This window comes from Arthrobacter arnarulunnguaqae, assembly GCF_051262515.1.
GTDB lineage: Bacteria > Actinomycetota > Actinomycetes > Actinomycetales > Micrococcaceae > Arthrobacter_N.
Genome location: NZ_JBIMER010000001.1, coordinates 330,199 through 347,902 on the forward strand (window position 1 = coordinate 330,199; position 17,704 = coordinate 347,902).

General features: G+C 67.7%; 18 protein-coding genes. 9 read left to right on the top strand and 9 right to left on the bottom strand.

Going from position 1 to position 17,704, the window contains the following annotated elements:
• Positions 1–75: 75 nt before the first annotated feature.
• A complete protein-coding gene (locus ACHAAJ_RS01465) occupies positions 76–1,059 on the top strand; it encodes a heme o synthase (RefSeq protein WP_435726074.1) in 984 nt (327 codons plus the stop codon).
• 140 nt (positions 1,060–1,199) lie between these two features.
• Here the strand turns inward: ACHAAJ_RS01465 and ACHAAJ_RS01470 are convergent, their stop codons facing one another.
• From ACHAAJ_RS01470 to ACHAAJ_RS01480, 3 genes are read right to left on the bottom strand one after another with little or no spacing between them, the layout of a single operon-like run.
• Positions 1,200–2,132 (bottom strand): COX15/CtaA family protein, encoded by a 933-nt coding sequence (locus ACHAAJ_RS01470; protein ID WP_435726075.1) that lies wholly within the window; start codon positions 2,130–2,132, stop codon positions 1,200–1,202.
• Between the two features lie 40 nt (positions 2,133–2,172).
• Entirely contained in the window at positions 2,173–2,940 is a 768-nt protein-coding gene (locus tag ACHAAJ_RS01475) for an ABC transporter permease (RefSeq protein WP_435726076.1), read from the bottom strand.
• Positions 2,933–3,898: an ABC transporter ATP-binding protein gene (locus ACHAAJ_RS01480; RefSeq protein WP_435726077.1), complete on the bottom strand. Its 966-nt coding sequence runs from the start codon at positions 3,896–3,898 to the stop codon at positions 2,933–2,935. The genes ACHAAJ_RS01475 and ACHAAJ_RS01480 overlap by 8 nt, the downstream gene beginning before the upstream one ends.
• Before the next feature lie 103 nt (positions 3,899–4,001).
• Here ACHAAJ_RS01480 and ACHAAJ_RS01485 point away from each other — a divergent pair, with 103 nt between their 5' ends.
• From ACHAAJ_RS01485 to ACHAAJ_RS01505, 5 genes are all read left to right on the top strand, one after another.
• Positions 4,002–4,793, top strand: a complete 792-nt coding sequence (locus tag ACHAAJ_RS01485) for a helix-turn-helix transcriptional regulator (protein WP_435726078.1) — start codon at positions 4,002–4,004, stop codon at positions 4,791–4,793.
• Complete coding sequence (gene sufB / locus ACHAAJ_RS01490; protein ID WP_435726079.1) at positions 4,790–6,250, top strand: Fe-S cluster assembly protein SufB; 1,461 nt, start codon at positions 4,790–4,792, stop codon at positions 6,248–6,250. Before ACHAAJ_RS01485 ends, sufB begins: the two co-directional genes overlap by 4 nt.
• A gap of 2 nt (positions 6,251–6,252) precedes the next feature.
• Entirely contained in the window at positions 6,253–7,530 is a 1,278-nt protein-coding gene (gene sufD / locus ACHAAJ_RS01495; protein ID WP_435726080.1) for a Fe-S cluster assembly protein SufD, read from the top strand.
• Between the two features lie 64 nt (positions 7,531–7,594).
• On the top strand, positions 7,595–8,353 hold the full coding sequence (gene sufC / locus ACHAAJ_RS01500) for a Fe-S cluster assembly ATPase SufC (protein ID WP_435726081.1): 759 nt from the start codon (positions 7,595–7,597) through the stop codon (positions 8,351–8,353).
• A 2-nt stretch (positions 8,354–8,355) separates the two neighbouring features.
• Positions 8,356–8,700 (top strand): metal-sulfur cluster assembly factor, encoded by a 345-nt coding sequence (locus ACHAAJ_RS01505; RefSeq protein WP_435726082.1) that lies wholly within the window; start codon positions 8,356–8,358, stop codon positions 8,698–8,700.
• A gap of 83 nt (positions 8,701–8,783) precedes the next feature.
• Here the strand turns inward: ACHAAJ_RS01505 and ypfJ are convergent, their stop codons facing one another.
• Complete coding sequence (gene ypfJ, locus ACHAAJ_RS01510) at positions 8,784–9,686, bottom strand: KPN_02809 family neutral zinc metallopeptidase (protein ID WP_435726083.1); 903 nt, start codon at positions 9,684–9,686, stop codon at positions 8,784–8,786.
• Between the two features lie 116 nt (positions 9,687–9,802).
• On the opposite strand from ypfJ, the gene ACHAAJ_RS01515 reads away from it, so the two are divergent.
• Positions 9,803–11,404 (top strand): ABC-F family ATP-binding cassette domain-containing protein, encoded by a 1,602-nt coding sequence (locus ACHAAJ_RS01515; RefSeq protein WP_435726084.1) that lies wholly within the window; start codon positions 9,803–9,805, stop codon positions 11,402–11,404.
• Positions 11,405–11,443: 39 nt separating this feature from the next.
• Here ACHAAJ_RS01515 and ACHAAJ_RS01520 read toward each other — a convergent pair whose 3' ends face one another.
• The 3 genes from ACHAAJ_RS01520 to ACHAAJ_RS01530 are packed head-to-tail and all read right to left on the bottom strand — an operon-like array spanning position 11,444 to position 13,062.
• Positions 11,444–12,337, bottom strand: coding sequence for an SURF1 family cytochrome oxidase biogenesis protein (locus tag ACHAAJ_RS01520; RefSeq protein WP_435726085.1), 894 nt, complete (start codon positions 12,335–12,337; stop codon positions 11,444–11,446).
• A 3-nt stretch (positions 12,338–12,340) separates the two neighbouring features.
• A complete protein-coding gene (locus ACHAAJ_RS01525; RefSeq protein ID WP_435726086.1) occupies positions 12,341–12,589 on the bottom strand; it encodes a hypothetical protein in 249 nt (82 codons plus the stop codon).
• The gene (locus ACHAAJ_RS01530) at positions 12,586–13,062 is read right to left on the bottom strand and encodes a DUF3099 domain-containing protein (protein WP_435726087.1); all 477 of its coding nucleotides are present in this window, start codon (positions 13,060–13,062) and stop codon (positions 12,586–12,588) included. The genes ACHAAJ_RS01525 and ACHAAJ_RS01530 overlap by 4 nt, the downstream gene beginning before the upstream one ends.
• A 120-nt stretch (positions 13,063–13,182) precedes the next feature.
• Between ACHAAJ_RS01530 and ACHAAJ_RS01535 the strand changes: the two genes are divergently transcribed.
• Together ACHAAJ_RS01535 and ACHAAJ_RS01540 are read left to right on the top strand one after the other, a co-directional pair.
• Positions 13,183–13,905 carry a beta-ketoacyl-ACP reductase gene (locus tag ACHAAJ_RS01535; protein WP_435726088.1) on the top strand — a complete coding sequence of 241 codons (723 nt, stop codon included), beginning with the start codon at positions 13,183–13,185 and terminating at the stop codon, positions 13,903–13,905.
• Positions 13,906–14,057: 152 nt separating this feature from the next.
• Positions 14,058–14,804, top strand: coding sequence for an SDR family oxidoreductase (locus tag ACHAAJ_RS01540; protein WP_435726089.1), 747 nt, complete (start codon positions 14,058–14,060; stop codon positions 14,802–14,804).
• Positions 14,805–14,879: 75 nt separating this feature from the next.
• Here the strand turns inward: ACHAAJ_RS01540 and ACHAAJ_RS01545 are convergent, their stop codons facing one another.
• Complete coding sequence (locus ACHAAJ_RS01545; RefSeq protein ID WP_435726090.1) at positions 14,880–16,574, bottom strand: VanW family protein; 1,695 nt, start codon at positions 16,572–16,574, stop codon at positions 14,880–14,882.
• 131 nt (positions 16,575–16,705) lie between these two features.
• Positions 16,706–17,617 carry a phosphoserine phosphatase SerB gene (serB, locus tag ACHAAJ_RS01550; RefSeq protein WP_435726091.1) on the bottom strand — a complete coding sequence of 304 codons (912 nt, stop codon included), beginning with the start codon at positions 17,615–17,617 and terminating at the stop codon, positions 16,706–16,708.
• Positions 17,618–17,704: the final 87 nt, after the last annotated feature.

Consider the following 17,704-nt stretch of genomic DNA (forward strand, 5'->3'; position numbering starts at 1 on the left):
GGCGGAATGACTTCTACGAGCCGTAAAAGGGTATGATGGCTTGGTCTGTCCGAATCCCCTGCAGAACTGAGTGGCATGTCCGTGAAGTTTGTCCCGACCGACTCTGCGCCGACCCCGCGTGCCTCCCGCCAGCCAGCGGAGTCCCCGGGCGCTTTCGCGGGCCGCAAAGCGCGGTCGTACCTCGCCCTGACGAAGCCGCGCGTCGTCGAGTTGTTGCTGGTCACCACGCTGCCGACCATGATCTTCGCGCACGGCGGATTCCCCCAGGTGGGCCTGGTTCTGGCGACGCTGTTCGGCGGCGCCATGGCCGCCGGAGCGTCCGGTGCCTTCAACTGCTACATCGACCGCGACATGGACAAGGTCATGAACCGGACCAAGGACCGGCCGCTGGTCACCGGCGACGTGACGCCCCGGGAGGCCCTGGTCTTCTCCTGGACGCTCGCGGTGGCCTCCCTTCTCGTCCTGTGGTTCGGAACCAATCCGCTGACGGCCGCCCTGGGGCTCGCGGCCATCCTGTTCTATGTGGTGCTCTACACCCTCATCCTGAAGCGGCGCACAGCGCAGAACATCGTGTGGGGCGGTATCGCCGGATGCATGCCGGTCCTGATCGCCTGGGCCGCCGTGACCAACACCCTGGCGTGGCCGGCGGTCATCCTGTTCCTGATCATTTTCCTGTGGACGCCCCCGCACTACTGGCCGCTGTCCATGAAATACGCGGACGACTACAACGCGGCCAGTGTTCCCATGCTGGGGGCCATCGCCAGCGCCCAGCGCGTTTCGGTGCAGGTGGTCCTCTACGCATGGGCGACCGTCGTGTGCTCGCTGTTGCTGGTGCCCATGGGATACGCGGGAATCGTCTATACGGTGATCGCCGCGGTGACCGGCGGCTGGTTCGTCTACGAGTGCCACGTGCTGTACCGCGAGGCCCGTCGGAACCACGAACCCCAGGACATGAACCGCAAGGCCATGAAGGTCTTCCACATCTCCATCACGTACCTGACCCTGGTTTTCGTGGCACTGGCCATCGATCCGTTCGTCGGTAATCCCCTGTTCGGCTAGCGCCGGAAGATGTCCCGCGACGAAACGCCCCGTCCTCTCCGAGGACGGGGCGTTTCGTTGTCAACGTTTCGTTGTCTAGACGGAGGGACGTTGATTTATTGTCCGGCCGGCGATGCGGCCGGTGTCGCCGCCTGCTTCCCTTAGAGGGGGAACGCTGCCGTGCTGCGGTCCCACACGTTGGTCGCCGCCGCGGTCAGCAGCGACGAGCCCAGCATGTGCAGTAGGACCAGGCCAACCGGTAGGCCCGTGAAATGCTGCGTGTACCCGATGGCGGCTTGGGCAACCAGTACCACGCCCAGGAGAACGAGCGCCCTGCGCAAACCGGGCGCCGCCCGCCAACGGTAGGCCACGAAAAGGGCCAGAGCGGTCGCCGCGACGAGGAGATACACGGGTGCCACATGGATGCGCGTGACGAGGTCCGCGTTGAAGGCATGGCGCGGTGAACCGGCGTCGCCCGCGTGGGGACCGGTCCCCGTGACGATCGTTCCCAGCACGACGGCGGCCGTCGACGTCCCGGCGATCGTCCAGCCAAGGGCGCGCATGGTTCCGCTCAACGGCGGCACGGCGACCGTCCACTCGCGCCGCAGGAGCATTCCCGTCCGGTTGACCAGCAGCATTGCCGTCGCCACCAGGGCCGCCGAGGCCAGGAAGTGCAGGCTCACCACCCACGGGTTCAGGTTGGTCCACACGGTGATGCCGCCGATGAGCGCCTGGACCGGAATGACGCACAGGAGCGCCACCGCGAGCCGGAAAACGGTCCGGTGGGTCGCGCGCATACGCCAAACGGCGACGATCATGGCGACTGCGACGATCGTCAGGATGAAGGTCAGTGTCCGATTGCCGAACTCGATCAGCCCATGGATGCCCATTTCCGGCGTGGGGGTCATCGAACCCGGGACGCAGTTGGGCCATTCGGAGCATCCCAGGCCGGACTGGGTCAACCGGACGGCGCCGCCCGTGACGATGATGCCGATCTGAGAGGCGAGGGAAGCGATGGCCAGCGCGTGGACGCCGCGTCCCACAGAGGTGGGAAGGCGGTCGGTCCACTTCGCCTTGGTAACCGGGGTTGTCATGCGGGCGGCTCCAATCGGAACGGTCGGGAGAGGCGGGGCGCTAGTTCCACTTGAACCAGCGCGTCGCGGCGAAGCCGGCGAGCACGGTCCACACCAGCAGGACGAGGAAGGCTCCGCCGTCGAACGCGCCATGCATGAAGGCCGCCCGCAGGGCGTCGCCGAGAGCCGCGGACGGGAGCGCCTCCAGCAGGGGCTGCAGTATCCCGGGCAGGTTCTCCACCGGGATCATGATGCCGCCCACGGCGGCGAAGAGGATCCACACGAGGTTCGTGATCGCCAGGGTGGCCTCGGGGCGGACGGTCCCGGCGACGAGAAGTCCCAGGGACGTGAACGCGGCCGCGCCGAGGGCCAGCAGCACGGCGGCGAGGGCCAGCCCCCACGGTGCCGGACGCCACCCCAGGAGAAGCGCGGCTCCACCGATCAACACGATCTGGATGGCCAAGACGGCCAACACCGCCATCGACTTCCCGAAAACCAAACCGGCGCGTCCGAGCGGAGTGGTGGACAGGAACCGCAGCACGCCGTAGCGCCGGTCGAAACCCGTCGCGATGCCCTGTCCGGTGAACGCCGTCGACATGACGCACAGGGCCAGGACGCCGGGGGCAGCGGCGTCGATACGGTTGACGGCCACGCCGTCCAGAATCGCGGTGAACGTCAGTCCGAAGAGGGCCAGCAGCGGCAGCACGACAGCCAGCACCAATTGCTCGCCGTTGCGCAGCATCGTTGCGGCCTCGTAGCGGCCCTGGCGCAGAATGCGGGTGAGCTGGGGAGCCGCGTTGCCTGGCGCGACGCGCGCGGTGTTAGCCACGGGGGCCTCCCTGGGCGATTTCGAGGAACACGTCTTCGAGGCTGCGCGGTTCCATGCTGATGGCGGTGGGGAAGACTCCTTCGGCCGACCACCAGGCCGCGACGGCGGCCAGGTCGGTGGGGGAGCGGAGGGCGCGGACCCGGTACCGGCCGGGTTCTATCTCCAGAATCGGTTCTCCGCATTCCAGCCGCGGTGCGGTACCGCCGGCCACCAGTCCCGGCCGCGCGGAGAAGTCCAGCGACCGCGAGTCGGCGTCCGCCGTTGCCCGCGCCGTGAGTTCGGGGACGGTGCCTTCAGCGACGTTCGCTCCGCCGTCGATGATGTACACGTAGTCGGACAGCCGCTGCGCGTCCTCCATGAGGTGCGTGGTGAGCACGATGCACAATCCGCGCTCGCGAAGCTCCTTGATGAGGTCGAAAACCGCTCGCCTCGATTGCGGATCCAGACCCGCGCTGGGTTCGTCCAGGAAAACGACCTCGGGATCCCCGACGAGAGCGGCCGCCAGGGCGACGCGCTGTTTCTGGCCGCCGGACAACCGGCGGATGGTGGTGTGGGAGAACTCGTTCAGCCCCAACCGATCGGCCAGCGCAGGAACGTCGGCCGGTTGGGCGTACATCGACGCCACATGGTTCAGTAGCTGGAGGGGCCGCGACGCGGGCGGTAGACCTCCATCCTGCAGCATGACGCCCACGCGCGAACGCAATGAGGCGGACGCGTTCGACGGGTCCTCGCCGAGGAGCCGCACGGTGCCGCCGTCGGGCTTGAGCAGTCCCTGCGCGCAGGCCAGGGTGGTGGACTTGCCAGCACCGTTGGAACCGAGCAAAGTGGTGACCGAACCCGCGCGGGCGGTGAGGCTGATGCCGTTCAGGACCCGGACCATGCGGCCGTCAAGGGCGGCAACGGGACCGAAGTCCTTGCGTAGGCTGTCGACGACGAGGCGGGGTTCGGGTTCTGGCACCGGATCATTCTACGCCACGTAGAGTCCGGTCCCCGCTGGTCCGCGGAGTTAACTAAGGACTGCCTTGCTGGCGGGAGTCGACTCATTAGGTCATGATTGTGTTGTGTATTCTTCCCAGTCCATTGAGCAGGAAACGGTCCCCGCGACGCGTTCCGCCACCGGCGCGCCGGAAACCGAGGAGCGCACTCGGGACCGCGTGCTCCACGCGGTGCTCCAACAGGGGCCGGTCAGCGCCGCCGAACTCGGCGAGCAGCTGGGATTCACGCCCGCGGCCGTCCGGCGGCATCTGGACTCCCTCAGCAAGCAGGGGCTTGTCGAGGTCAAGCTGGTGGCCAACCAGGCTGCCGGTGCGGGACGGCCCGCCCGCCGCTACGTGCTCAGCCACCGCGGACAGCGGAAACTCGGCAACGACTACCTGGACATCGCCGGGGACGCCCTGGCCGAGTTGGGGCGCGCGGCCGGGCCAGAGGCCGTCAACGCCTTCGCCGCCAAGCGTTTCGCCGCCCTCGAGGACCGCTACCGGCCCGCCGTCGAGGCCGCCGGGGACTCGCTGTCCGGCCGCGCTGCGGCGCTGTCCGAGGCGCTCACTGCCGACGGTTTCGTCGGTTCGACCCGCGATGTCGGACTGAACCAGCCCACGGCTACCATGGTGAGCGTCCAGCTTTGCCAAGGGCACTGCCCTATCCAAGACCTGGCGCGCGAGTTTCCCGTCTTCTGCGACGAGGAAACCAAGGCGTTTTCCCGCTTGCTGGGCGTCGACGTGCGGCGCCTATCGACGTTGGCCGGAGGCGGCCATGTCTGCACGACCCACATACCGGTGGGTCGCCAACAAACTCCTCAGCACACTGAGAAGAGAACTCGAGTCAAGATCACAAGGCAGGAGAGGCCGCGATGACGGATCAGATTGCACAGGAGACCGCTGACCCAGGCGTGATTTCCGACATCCTGGAGAGAAATCCCGAGCTCCAAGGAATCGGCACCTACGAATACGGCTGGTCGGACAAGAACGACGCCGGCGCCAACGCGCGCCGCGGGATCAACGACGATGTCGTCCGGGACATTTCGGCCAAGAAGGACGAGCCCGAGTGGATGCTCGACCTGCGCCTGAAGGGGTTGAAGTACTTCGACCGCAAGCCGATGCCGACCTGGGGCGCCGACCTCAGCGGGATCGACTTCGACAACATCAAGTACTTCGTGCGCTCCACGGAGAAGCAGGCCACCAGTTGGGAGGACCTGCCCGAAGACATCAAGAACACGTACGACAAGCTGGGCATCCCGGAGGCCGAGAAGCAGCGCCTCGTCTCCGGCGTGGCCGCGCAGTACGAGTCCGAGGTCGTCTACCACCAGCTCCGCGAGGATCTGGAGGCCCAGGGCGTCATCTTCCTGGACACCGACACCGGGCTGAAGGAACACGAGGACATCTTCAAGGAGTACTTCGGCTCCGTCATCCCCGTGGGAGACAACAAGTTCGCCTCGTTGAACACCTCGGTGTGGTCCGGCGGTTCCTTCGTCTACGTCCCCAAGGGCGTGCACGTCGACATCCCGCTGCAGGCGTACTTCCGCATCAACACCGAGAATATGGGGCAGTTCGAGCGGACCCTGATCATTGCCGACGAGGACTCCTACGTCCACTACATCGAGGGCTGCACGGCCCCGATCTACCAGTCGGACTCGCTGCACTCGGCCGTCGTGGAAATCATCGTGAAGAAGGGCGCCCGCGTCCGCTACACGACCATCCAGAACTGGTCGAACAACGTCTACAACCTGGTCACCAAGCGCGCGGTCTGCGAAGAGGGCGCCACCATGGAGTGGGTCGACGGAAACATCGGCTCCAAGGTCACCATGAAGTACCCCGCCGTCTACCTGGTTGGCGAGCACGCCAAGGGAGAGACGCTTTCCATCGCCTTCGCCGGCGAGGGACAGCACCAGGACACCGGGTCCAAGATGGTCCACATCGCTCCGAACACGTCCAGCTCCATCGTGGCTAAGTCGGTGGCCCGCAACGGTGGCCGCTCGGCCTACCGCGGCCTCGTGCAGGTCCGCGAGGGTGCCAAGGGATCGCGCAACTCCGTGGTCTGCGACGCCCTGCTGGTGGATACCATCTCCCGCTCGGACACGTACCCGTACATCGACGTCCGCGAGGACGACGTGACCATGGGCCACGAGGCGACCGTGTCGCGCGTCAGCGAGGAACAGCTGTTCTACCTGATGTCCCGCGGCCTGGCAGAGGACGAGGCCATGGCGATGATTGTGCGCGGCTTCATCGAGCCCATCGCGCGCGAACTTCCCATGGAGTACGCGCTCGAGCTGAACCGCCTCATTGAACTTCAGATGGAAGGATCCGTCGGTTAGTCATGACTGATACCGCAACCGCACTCACGGACGAAAAGGCGCGCATCGGCGCCCCGTCGATTTCCGGCTTCACCGAGGAGGGTGAGAACCTGTCTCCCGTCAACGAGGCCATCTCCCCGCTCGGCGGCGACAGCAGCAAGGCCCACAGCCACGGGCAGGGCGCCGGCGTGCCCGACTCCTCCCGCGCCGGACGGCTGACGAGCTACAACCTCGAGGACTTCGCCGCCCTGACCGGCCGCGAGGAGGATTGGCGCTTCACGCCGTTGAAGCGCCTCGGTGGCCTGCACAAGAACACGCTCGACGGGGTCGCGCCGTCCATCTCGGTCGAGGCCGGCGAAGCGATCCGCGTAGAGACCGTCTCCGCCGACGATTCTCGCGTCGGTTCGGTCGGCATCCCGGACGACCGGGTCTCGGCCAACGCCTGGAACGCCGTCTCCGAGGCAACGGTGCTGACGGTCCCCGCGAACACCGAAGAAGCCCGGGCGACGTTGACGCTCACCGGCAACGGTGCCGCTGCCTCCGCCCAGCACATCGTGCTGGTCGCTGAGCCCAACTCCAGCGCCGTCGTGGTCCTGGACCACGTCGGGAGCGCGGTCGTCGCGGAGAACATCGAAATCGATGTCCGCGAGGGTGCCCGGCTGACAGTCGTCTCCCTGCAGGCCTGGGACGATGATTCGGTTCACGCCAGCTCGCAGCAGGCCAAGATCGGCAAGGGCGCGTCGCTCAAGCACGTTGTCGTCTCCTTCGGCGGAAACGTCGTTCGGGTGACGCCGTCCGTTCGGTTTGCCGCTCCCGGCGCCACGGCGGAGATGTTCGGACTGTACTTCGCCGACGCCGGCCAGCACCTTGAGCACCGGCTCTTCGTGGACCACGCGGTCCCGCGCTGCACGTCGAACGTGCTGTACAAGGGAGCGCTGCAGGGCAAGGACGCGCACACCGTTTGGGTGGGCGACGTTCTCATCCGCAAGGCGGCCGAGGAAACGGACTCGTACGAGGCCAACCGCAACCTGGTCCTGACGGACGGCGCCCGGGCCGACTCGGTGCCGAACCTGGAGATCGAGACCGGACTCATCAAGGGTGCCGGCCACGCCAGCACCACCGGCCGCTTCGACGACGCCCACCTCTTCTACCTGATGTCCCGCGGCATCGACGAGAAGACGGCACGCCGCCTGGTGGTTCGGGGCTTCCTGAACGAGATCATCCAGCAGATCGGCGTCCCCGAGCTCGAGGAACGCATCAACGAAACGGTCGAGCGCGAGCTCGCCGCCACCGAACACTAGGCCCCGCGCCGCACCCCCCATCCCACCACGCCGGCGCGGCCGGCACAGGAGAGAACGGACACCAATGTCTACTCTGGAAATCAAGGACCTGCACGTCTCGATCGACACGGAGCAGGGCACCAAGGAGATCCTCAAGGGCGTCACCTTGACGATCAAGACCGGCGAAACGCACGCCATCATGGGCCCCAACGGGTCCGGCAAGTCCACGCTGGCCTCCACCATCGCGGGCCACCCGCGATACAAGGTCACCTCCGGCGAGATCCTGCTCGACGGCGAGGACGTGCTCTCGATGAGCGTCGACGAGCGTGCCCGCGCGGGGTTGTTCTTGGCCATGCAGTACCCGGTCGAGGTGCCGGGCGTGACCATGACGAACTTCCTGCGCACCGCGAAGACGGCGATCGACGGCACCGCACCGAGCCTGCGCCACTGGACCAAGGACGTCAAGGCTGCCATGGCCGACCTGAAGATCGACGCGGACTTCGCCAGCCGCAACGTCAACGAGGGCTTCTCCGGCGGCGAGAAGAAGCGCGTGGAGATCCTCCAGCTGGAACTCTTCAAGCCGCGGTTCGCCATCCTCGACGAGACGGATTCCGGTCTCGACGTCGACGCACTGAAGGTCGTTTCCGAGGGCGTCAACCGCGCCGCGGAGAACAACGAGATGGGCACGCTGCTCATCACGCACTACACCCGCATCCTGCGCTACATCAAGCCGGACTTCGTGCACGTTTTCGTCGACGGCGCCATCGCCGAGCAGGGCGGCCCGGAGCTTGCCGACCGTCTCGAGGACGAGGGCTACGACCGCTTCATGGCTGTGAAGGCCTAGCCATGACCGCGGAGAACAACGTTGCACAGGGCGCCGCCCAGGCGCCGCTCGAGGATGTCGAAGAGGCGCTCAAGGACGTCATCGACCCCGAGCTCGGGGTCAACGTGGTCGACCTTGGCCTGCTCTACGGTCTCAAGTACGCCGAGGACGGTGCGCTGCTCATCGATATGACGCTAACGACGGCGGCGTGCCCCCTGACGGACGTCATCGAGGAGCAGGTCAGCCAGTCGGTCAGCGGTGTCGTGGACGAATACCGCCTGAACTGGGTATGGATGCCGCCGTGGGGTCCGGAACGGATCACCGACGACGGCCGCGACCAGATGCGGGCGCTCGGCTTCAACATCTAACGCCACCTGCGGAAAATCCAAACGACTCAAGCAGCCGGTCCACCCCGTGGGCCGGCTGCTTGCGTCGGCTCCCGGGGCCCTCGCTAGGGATGGTCCAGGTCGTTGGACTCGAGGGTGTTGCATTCGTTGATGTCCCCCGTGCGGTAGCCGTGCATGAACCACGTCTGACGCTGGGCGCTGGAGCCGTGGGTCCAGCTCTCGGGGTTGACCTGGCCCGTGGCGGACTCCTGGATGCGGTCGTCGCCCACGGCCTCCGCCGCCGACAGCGCGGATCGCAGGTCCTCCTGCGTGAAGGGGTCCATCAGCGGCTGGCCTGCTGCATCTGTCGTTTCCGCCGCGTGGGCCGCCCAGAGCCCGGCGAAGCAGTCCGCCTGCAACTCCACGCGGACGGCTCCGGACGTCGGTCCCGTGCCGCCCTGCTGCGAGGCGGCCAGCGTGCCGATGTGGTTCTGGATGTGGTGCCCGTACTCGTGCGCCACGACGTACTCCTCGGCCAGGAATCCACCGTCGGCACCGAACCGCGTTTCGAGATCGTCGAAGAACCCGGTGTCGAAGTAGGCCGAGCGGTCGGCCGGGCAATAGAACGGCCCGACGGCGCTCGTCGCCGTGCCGCATCCCGTCGAGACGCTTTCGGAGAACAGTTCCACGCCGGGCTGTTCCACCTCTTCGTCGTATTGCTGGAGGTAGGGCACCCAAAACGCGTCCAGGCTGGCGGTGGTCGCCAGGATGCGGCAGTCGATGCGCGCATTCGCGTCGGCACCCGTCTCGCACTCGTCGATGGCGGCCGGCCCGGTGGGTTGTTCCTGCGTCTGCCCGCCGCCGAGGCCGAGTTCCTCGAGAACGGCGGGATTGATCCCCAGGAGGCTGGCGATGAGCAGAACCAGGATCCCGCCACCGCCCACGGCGATCTTCCCGCCCCGGCCGCCCCTGCCGCGGGAGTCGCGGACACGGGAGGAATCCAGACGCGCGTCGTCGTTGAAACTCATGGCAAGAGACTACTCCCGGGACCGTGATTGGGGTCACTGGACCGGGTAGGCGGTCCGCGCGCGTACAATGGGTAGTTGCGTTGTACGCGCTGCACCCCCACCCGAAAGGTTCCCCCGTGATTTCCGTTGCCGACCTGGAGCTCCGCGCCGGAGCCCGCCTCCTGATGGACGGCGTGTCCTTCCGGATCGACAAGGGCGACAAGATCGGGCTGGTGGGCCGCAACGGGGCCGGCAAGACCACGATGACGCGCGTGTTGGCGGGGGAAAGCCTTCCCGCCGGCGGCACGGTCACCTCGACCGGGAGCGTCGGCTACCTCCCGCAGGATCCCCGCACCCCCGACATGGAACAGCTGGCGCGCGACCGCATCCTCTCCGCGCGCGGGCTGGACGTCGTCGTCGGCAAGCTCAAGAAGTGCCAGGACGAGATGGGCAGCGACGATCCGCAGATCCGCGACAAGGCCATGAACCGGTACGACCGGATCGAGGCCGAGTTCATGGCGAACGGCGGCTACGCGGCGGAGTCCGAGGCCGCGGCGATCTCCAACAACCTGTCGCTTCCGGAGCGACTGTTGAACCAGCCGCTGCGCACGCTGTCCGGTGGACAGCGCCGGCGCGTCGAGCTCGCGCGCATCCTGTACGCGGACGCGGAGACGCTCCTACTCGACGAACCGACCAACCACCTCGACGCGGACTCCATCGCGTGGCTGCGCGAGTTCCTGAGGGCGCACCAGGGCGGCCTGATCGTGATTTCGCACGACACCGACTTGCTGGAGGCGACGGTGAACAAGGTCCTGCACCTGGACGCCAACCGCGCGACGATCGACATCTACAACCTCGGGTGGAAGCGCTACCTCGAACAGCGTGAAACCGACGAGCGGGCCCGCAAGCGCGAGCGCGCCAACACCGAAAAGAAAGCCGGCACGCTCCTGGCCCAGGCCAATAAGATGAAGGCGCGCGCCTCGGGCGCCTCCGCGGCGCAGAGCATGCTCAAGCGAGTGGACCGCCTGATGGGGGGGCTCGAAGAGGTCCGTGCGCAGGACCGCGTGGCAGCGCTGCGCTTCCCGGATCCGGCACCGTGCGGCAAGACCCCCATGATGGCCGAGGGGTTGAGCAAGTCCTACGGATCCCTGGAGATCTTCACCAACGTCGACCTGGCCATCGACCGCGGCTCCAAGGTGGTCATCCTGGGCCTCAACGGCGCCGGCAAGACCACCTTGTTGCGCATGCTCGCCGGGGTGGCCGAACCGGACACGGGACGGATCATCCCAGGTCACGGCCTCAAGGTCGGCTACTACGCGCAGGAGCACGAGACGCTGGATACGGAGCGGAGCGTGTTGGAGAACATGCGTTCGGCTGCCCCGCCGTCGTTGGGCGACGCGGAGGTGCGTGGCATCCTCGGTTCGTTCATGTTCAGCGGCGACGACGTCAACAAGCCCGCCGGCGTGCTGTCCGGCGGCGAGAAGACGCGCCTCGCACTGGCCACCATCGTGGCATCCAGCGCGAATATCCTGCTGTTGGACGAGCCCACCAACAACCTCGACCCGGCGAGCCGTGCGGAGATCCTCAATGCGCTTAGCAACTACCCGGGCGCCGTCGTCATGGTTAGCCACGACGAGGGCGCGGTGGCGGCGCTGAACCCCGAACGCGTCGTGCTGCTTCCCGACGGCGACGAGGACCTCTGGAACGATAGCTACCTCGACCTCGTTACCCTGGCCTAGCAACGCGACTGGAGCAGCCTCCTGCCCGAGTGCGGGAGGCTACCGCTCGCGTCCGCTCTCGAGGGCGTCCACGTAGGCGTCCTCGAGCTCCTCGTCCGTGGGCTGGCCGTCGCGGCGCCTGGTCTGCCGGCGGCGGGGTGCCCGGTAGGCCGAATGCAGGACCTCGAGGCCGGCGGCGGCCGCCTCGGCTTCCGTCTCGCGGTCCTCGCGGTTGATCCGTGCCTGCTGCTTCGCCGCGTACCCGAGGCCGATGAAGCCCAGGACGGCGAACGCGAACCACTGCAGGGAGTAGGACAGGTGGTTTCCCTCGTCCACCTCGGGCCGGGGAAGGGCCGTCGGGGCATCGGCCGGTGCCGGTTCCTCCGCGGCGAGCACGCCGAACGCGCCCTTGGCGATGTCGTAGCCCAGGACCCGCTCGAGCTCGGGCAGTTCGATCGAAGCCAATTGGCCCTCGGGGGCCGTCCGCTGGACGTCCGGCTCCCCGGCCTTAAGGCGCGCGACGACGTCCACCGTGCCCCGCGGGGGAGCGGGGACGGTGTCCGGCCTTCCGGCCGTTTCGTTTCCGATGGGCAGCCAGCCGCGGTTGATGGCCACGATCGCGCCGGATTCGGTGCGGAAGGGGACCAACACCTCGTAGCCGGGCGCGCCGGACAGGGGACGATTGCGCACGATCGTGGTGTCCGCGGTCAGGTATTCGCCGCGCAGCGCGACGGGAAGCCACGTGTCCGCCTCGTCGAGCGTTTCAAAGGATCCGGCCGTGTCGGAGAACGGAATGGGTACGGCGTCGTAGTTGGCTTCGACCAGCCCGTTGTCCGCACGGGCCTCGTCCAGGCGGTTCAACTGCCAGTTGCCCAGTCCCGCGCAGGCCGCCGCGAAAACGCAGACCATGAGGAACCAACCGAGCCACCGGGTGCTGGCGAGGAAACGGTACACGGGCTAGGACTCCTGGGCTGGGGCGGGCGGATCGAGCGGCAACGACTCCCTATAGAGCCCCCGCTCCGAAAGGTAGCTGCGCAACCATTCGGCGTGACCGTCGCAGGCCAGCCAGATTTTCCGCCGTTCTGGCGTGTGGATCCGCGGGTTGTTCCACAGGAGTTGCCGAGTGGCCGGCAGCCCGCAGGCCTTCCGCGAGCAGGTCGGCGTCTCCGGACCGGTCGCTCCCGCCAACTGGTCGAACAGGCTCATGCGGCGTCTCCTTCGGATCGGTGGCGCGGATCGTCTTCGACAAACTCGCCCTCGAGGGTCACAGTGGTGTCGTCGTCCGGCGTGTCCTCGGCGTACCCGGTTGGGTCGGCGCCGCCGTCGTTCGACCCGTCGGCGTGGTGCGGGGACCCGGCGGCCCGGCCGTCCAAAGCCGCGGCCGGAGCCGCGTCCAGAAGCGAGGTGCTCTTGGTTTGCCGTGTCCGGTCGGCGCCGCCGTTGGCCACGACCACGGCGAACCAGGGCAGGAAGATGGCTCCGGCGAGGAAAACCCACTGCAGGGGCCCAGACGTGAAGAACGCCGCGATGAAGCAGACCAGCCGGATGCTCATGGAAATGGTGTATTTCACCATGCGGGTGCGCATCTCGGAGGAATGCGACTCGGTGGCGTCCGTGATGCTGAACACGGGTTCGTCCGGATCGTGGCGTCGGTGCTGCATGTGCGGTGGGTTGGTCATGGCTCTTCCGTCGGCTGTGCCCCAATTGTCTCACCCGGGCCCGGCGGGGGACGAACCGGCCGAGGGCGCCCGGCGGTAGGATGGCTCAGAATCCAGCCATACCCCTTTCGGAGGAAACCCATGCCGCAGACCCCTTCCGCCCCGCGCAGCGTCTTGATCACGGGAGGGAACCGCGGAATCGGCCTGGCCATCGCCCGTGCGTTCCTGGCCAACGGCGACAAGGTGGCCATCACCTACCGCAGCGGCGAGGTGCCCGAGGGCCTGTTCGGAGTGAAGGCGGACGTCACGGATACGGCATCGATCGATGCCGCGTTCACGGCCGTCGAGCAGGAGCACGGCCCCGTGGAGGTCGTCGTCGCCAATGCCGGCGTCACGCGGGACATGCTTTTGCTGCGCATGAACGAGGATGACTTCACGTCCGTCATCGACACCAACCTGACCGGTGCCTTCCGCGTGATCAAGCGCGCGTCGAAGGGCATGATCCGGTTGCGCAAGGGCCGCGTGGTGCTGATTTCCTCGGTGGTCGGCCTCTACGGGTCACCGGGGCAGATCAACTACGCCGCGTCCAAGGCAGGCTTGGTGGGCATCGCCCGGTCGCTGACGCGCGAGCTGGGATCGCGGGGAATCACCGCCAATGTCGTCGCTCCCGGCTTCATCAACACGGACATGACCGCGGCGCTGCCGGACGAGACGCAGAAAAACTACCTTGCGGGCATCCCTGCCGGTCGATTCGCGGAACCGGAGGAGGTTGCCAACGTCGTGCGCTGGATCTCCTCGGACGAGGCCGCATACATCTCCGGCGCGGTGATTCCGGTCGACGGCGGGCTCGGCATGGGGCACTAGCCCCTCCGGGTACCCGGAATTCCTTAGAGGATTCCTACAACCGCGACCGACTCGGGGGCTGGCAAGATGGTCCTAGGCGTCCGTTCCGTGTGGGCGCAATTGAAGCATCCCCACAACGGCGTACCCCGCCGCACAACACTTAGGAGTGTTTGATGACAGAGCTCGCCGGCAAATCGGCCGTCGTAACCGGTTCCTCCCGCGGTATCGGCGCGGAGGTCGCCAAGACGCTGGCCGCGCAAGGCGCGGGAGTCGTCATCAACTACCGCCAGAAGGCCCCGCGCGCAAACAAGGTGGTACAGGGCATCGTGGAGGCGGGCGGCCGGGCCGTGGCCGTCGGCGCCGACTTGACCACCGCGGAGGGCGCCGGCGCCCTGGTGGAAGCGGCCACGGAGAACTTCGGCGGCCTGGACATCCTGGTTCTCAACGCCTCCGGGGGCATGGAATCCGGCATGGGGGAGGACTACGCCCTGCGCCTGAACCGGGACGCGCAAGTCAACATGCTCGAGGCGGCCGCCGCGAAGATGCCAGCGGGTTCGCGCGTGGTCTTCGTGACCAGCCACCAGGCCCACTTCATCGACGATGTGGCCACCATGGACGCCTACGAGCCGGTGGCCCGCTCCAAGCGCGCCGGCGAGGTTGCGCTGCGTGATCACATCCCGGCCCTTTCCGAAAAGGGCATCTCCCTGGTGATTGTCTCCGGGGACATGATCGAGGGGACGATCACCGCGACCCTGTTGGACCGCGCGGAGCCCGGTGCCATCGAGGCGCGACGGGAGGCGGCCGGCAAGCTGTACAGCGTCGAGGAGTTCGGCGCCGAGGTCGCGCGCATGGCCACGGCCGATGTCGAGACGGGACACACCGAATACGTCGGCGGCGCCGGCGACTTCCTCAAGAAGTAGGCGTTTGCTCCAGCGGCCCCCACGCTACGGAGATCCAGAAGGATCCCCATAGCGTGGGGGCCGCTTTTGCCGTGCCTACGGCTTAGCGCCGCAGACCACCTTGTTCCACGGCCGGTAGGTCCACTTCAGGGTCTCCTTCGGGAGACTCGCCGCCGCCGAGGTGCGTTCGCGCGTGACGGTGACGGTGAAGCCCTTCTGTCCACCGGATTCCTCGGCGCAGTCCTCGGCTTCGTTGTAAACCGTCGTCGGGTTCTTCAGGTCGTAGTGCTCCGACGTCGTGGTCTTGACGTCCCACTTCTTGGTGCCCCAGAGGCGGGTGTGGACACGGTCGTCGACCCAGGCTTGGATCATCACGGCGTGGTCCGTGTTATTGCGCCATTTCATGTCGATGACGCCCTCCCAGATGGTCGCCTCCCGGCCCGCCGGGTAGCGGTCGAACCAACGGCTGTGCGGCTGGTGTTCGACGTCGTCCATCCCGGCGAGGAAGCCGGCGTTGAAAGTCTGGGTGGAGATCTGGGAAAGGCCGCCGCCGACCGCCTCCGAGGAGAACCCGTCCACGACCACGCCGGAGTTGAAGTAGCCGTTGGCCGTGGTGATGGGACCCAGCGTCTCGGAGAGCGAGAACGTCTCTCCGGGCAGGACCAGCACCCCGTTGACCCGTGCGGACCCCACACGCAGGTTCTTCGTGCGCACGGAGTCGTACTTCGGATACGGCGACGTGAAGTGGACAAGGCTGTCCTTGACGCCCAGTGCCTTTGCCTCGGCGGTGGTGAGTTCAGGTTGGGTGACGCTGAGTTCCAAGCTCGCGGTGCGGCTGGCGGTCGAGGCGGCCGTCAGGATCTTGGCGGCGAGGTCGGACGTGTCGACCCCCCGCCCCGGAACCGCAGGCACCACCGCAGGCCGTCCCCCGGACAAGACGATGCGCGCGTCCTTCGCCGTGGATCTCATGTCCGGATTCGCCTTGAGCAGGGCGTCGCCGAGCTCGGCGTTGTCCAGTTTCATGGTGACAGTGCCATCGGCGGCCGTGAAGGACGCGGCGGCCGCCAGGTCCGCCGGCGCCAACGCCGCACGTAGGTTGCCGGCCCTGATGGTGACGGGGCCGGCAACGAGCGGCCGTGCCTGGTCCTTCAGGACCGCCGCGTATGCCTCCGCAGGGATCGCCGGCTCCGTGGTTTCGGCCGTTAGGGCGATGGGGTTGCTGGCATCGAACCAGGCGGCGGACACCGCATCCGCGGCACCATCGGTATCGACGGTCGACCCGGGTTCGGGCTCCGTGACCTCTGGCTTGGCGCCCTTGAAGGCGATCTCTCCCTCGATCGGGTCGCTGTCGAGTCTCGTCGCGGCCGACTGGACCGCGGTTCGCAGCGCGGATTCGTCGACGGTCAGGACCGGGGCCAGCGGTCCGCCGCCGGTGACGCGGTGCCATAGCACCTCGGGATCCAAGCTGAAACCGGTCTGTTCCGCGAGGGTCGCGGGGATGTCGAGGACCAAGCCTGCCGACTGCGGGTCGATCGTGGCCGAACGCCCACCGGCCGTGACGGCGATGTCCCGCTCCGCGATCGGGACGAGTTCCTCCCGCAGCGCTTGGGCGGCGCGATCGGCGTCCAGACCGCCGATGTCCACGCCGTGGACGCTGGTGCCCGCGGGAACCTGGCCACCCAAAAACCACGCGCCGCCGGCGTACGCGGCGGCGAGAAGCACGACGGCGGAGCCGCCCACGATCCATCCCGTGCCGCGACCGCCGCGCTTCGTTCCCCGCGCCTTCACCACTGTGTCATTCCGTTCCGTCCACGCCAGTGCCCTGCCAGGCACAAGCCACGGCATCAAGAATAGCCCGCCCGGCGCGCCGGAAAGCGGCGGCGAACCCCGTGCCGGCGCGGCCGTTGCGGGATCGTTGCGAATCAGATCCCGACGAGGTGCCGGACGACGTCCAGGCGGGGGAAGTCGATGGCGGCGCCGGCGCTGTCCCGCAATGCGGGTTTGGCGTTGTAGGCGACGCCAAGCCCGGCCGCCAGGACCATGTCCAGGTCGTTGGCGCCGTCGCCCACGGCGATGGTGTGCTCCAGGGGAATCCCCAGTGCGGCGGACCACTCGCGGAGCCGGGCCTCCTTCGCCGCGCGATCCACGACTTCCCCGCGGACCGTGCCCGTCAGGCGCCCGTCTTGGACCCCGAGGTCGTTCGCGGTGGCGAAATCGAGGCCCAGGTCCTCGGCGATCGGAGCCAGGACCTGAATGAAGCCGCCGGATACGACCCCCACGGCGTGGCCGGCCGCGTGGAACGCATCCACGAGTTCGCGCGCGCCGGGGGAGAGCACGACGGCGGCGCGGACGGCGTCGATCACACCGGCGTCGAGCCCCTTGAGGGTTGCGACGCGGGCGTGCAGGCTCTGCGCGAAGTCGAGTTCCCCGCGCATGGCCGCCTCCGTCACGGCCGCAACCTCGGCCTCCCGCCCGGCGTGCGCCGCGAGCAGTTCGATGACCTCCTGCTGGATGAGGGTCGAGTCCACATCCATGACCAGCAGGAGTTTGGGCGCGCCGGACAGGGCGGCGGGAACCACGGCCACACCCGCGCCAATAGGGAAGGTCGGGGCCGCGGCGGAGACGGAGGCCCGCAGGGCCGTGACGTCGGCCCCGTCGACGCCGAGGCGGGCGCCACTGGAGCCGGCGTCAGAGAACGGTTCGTGGCTGGAGATCGTGAATCCGGCGCGTGCGATGGCCTCCGCGAGGCCGGCGGGTTCCACGCCGTCGGGGCCGGAGTGGGCCGCCTGGGTTTCCCGGGGGGCGTAGTGGACGACGAACGCTGATCTGTGCATGTGGAGATTCTCCCGCCTGCCGGGACGGCTACGCGAATCGTGACGGCCGAAACCAGCGCCCCTCCGGCCCGGCGTTTGGTTGTTTCG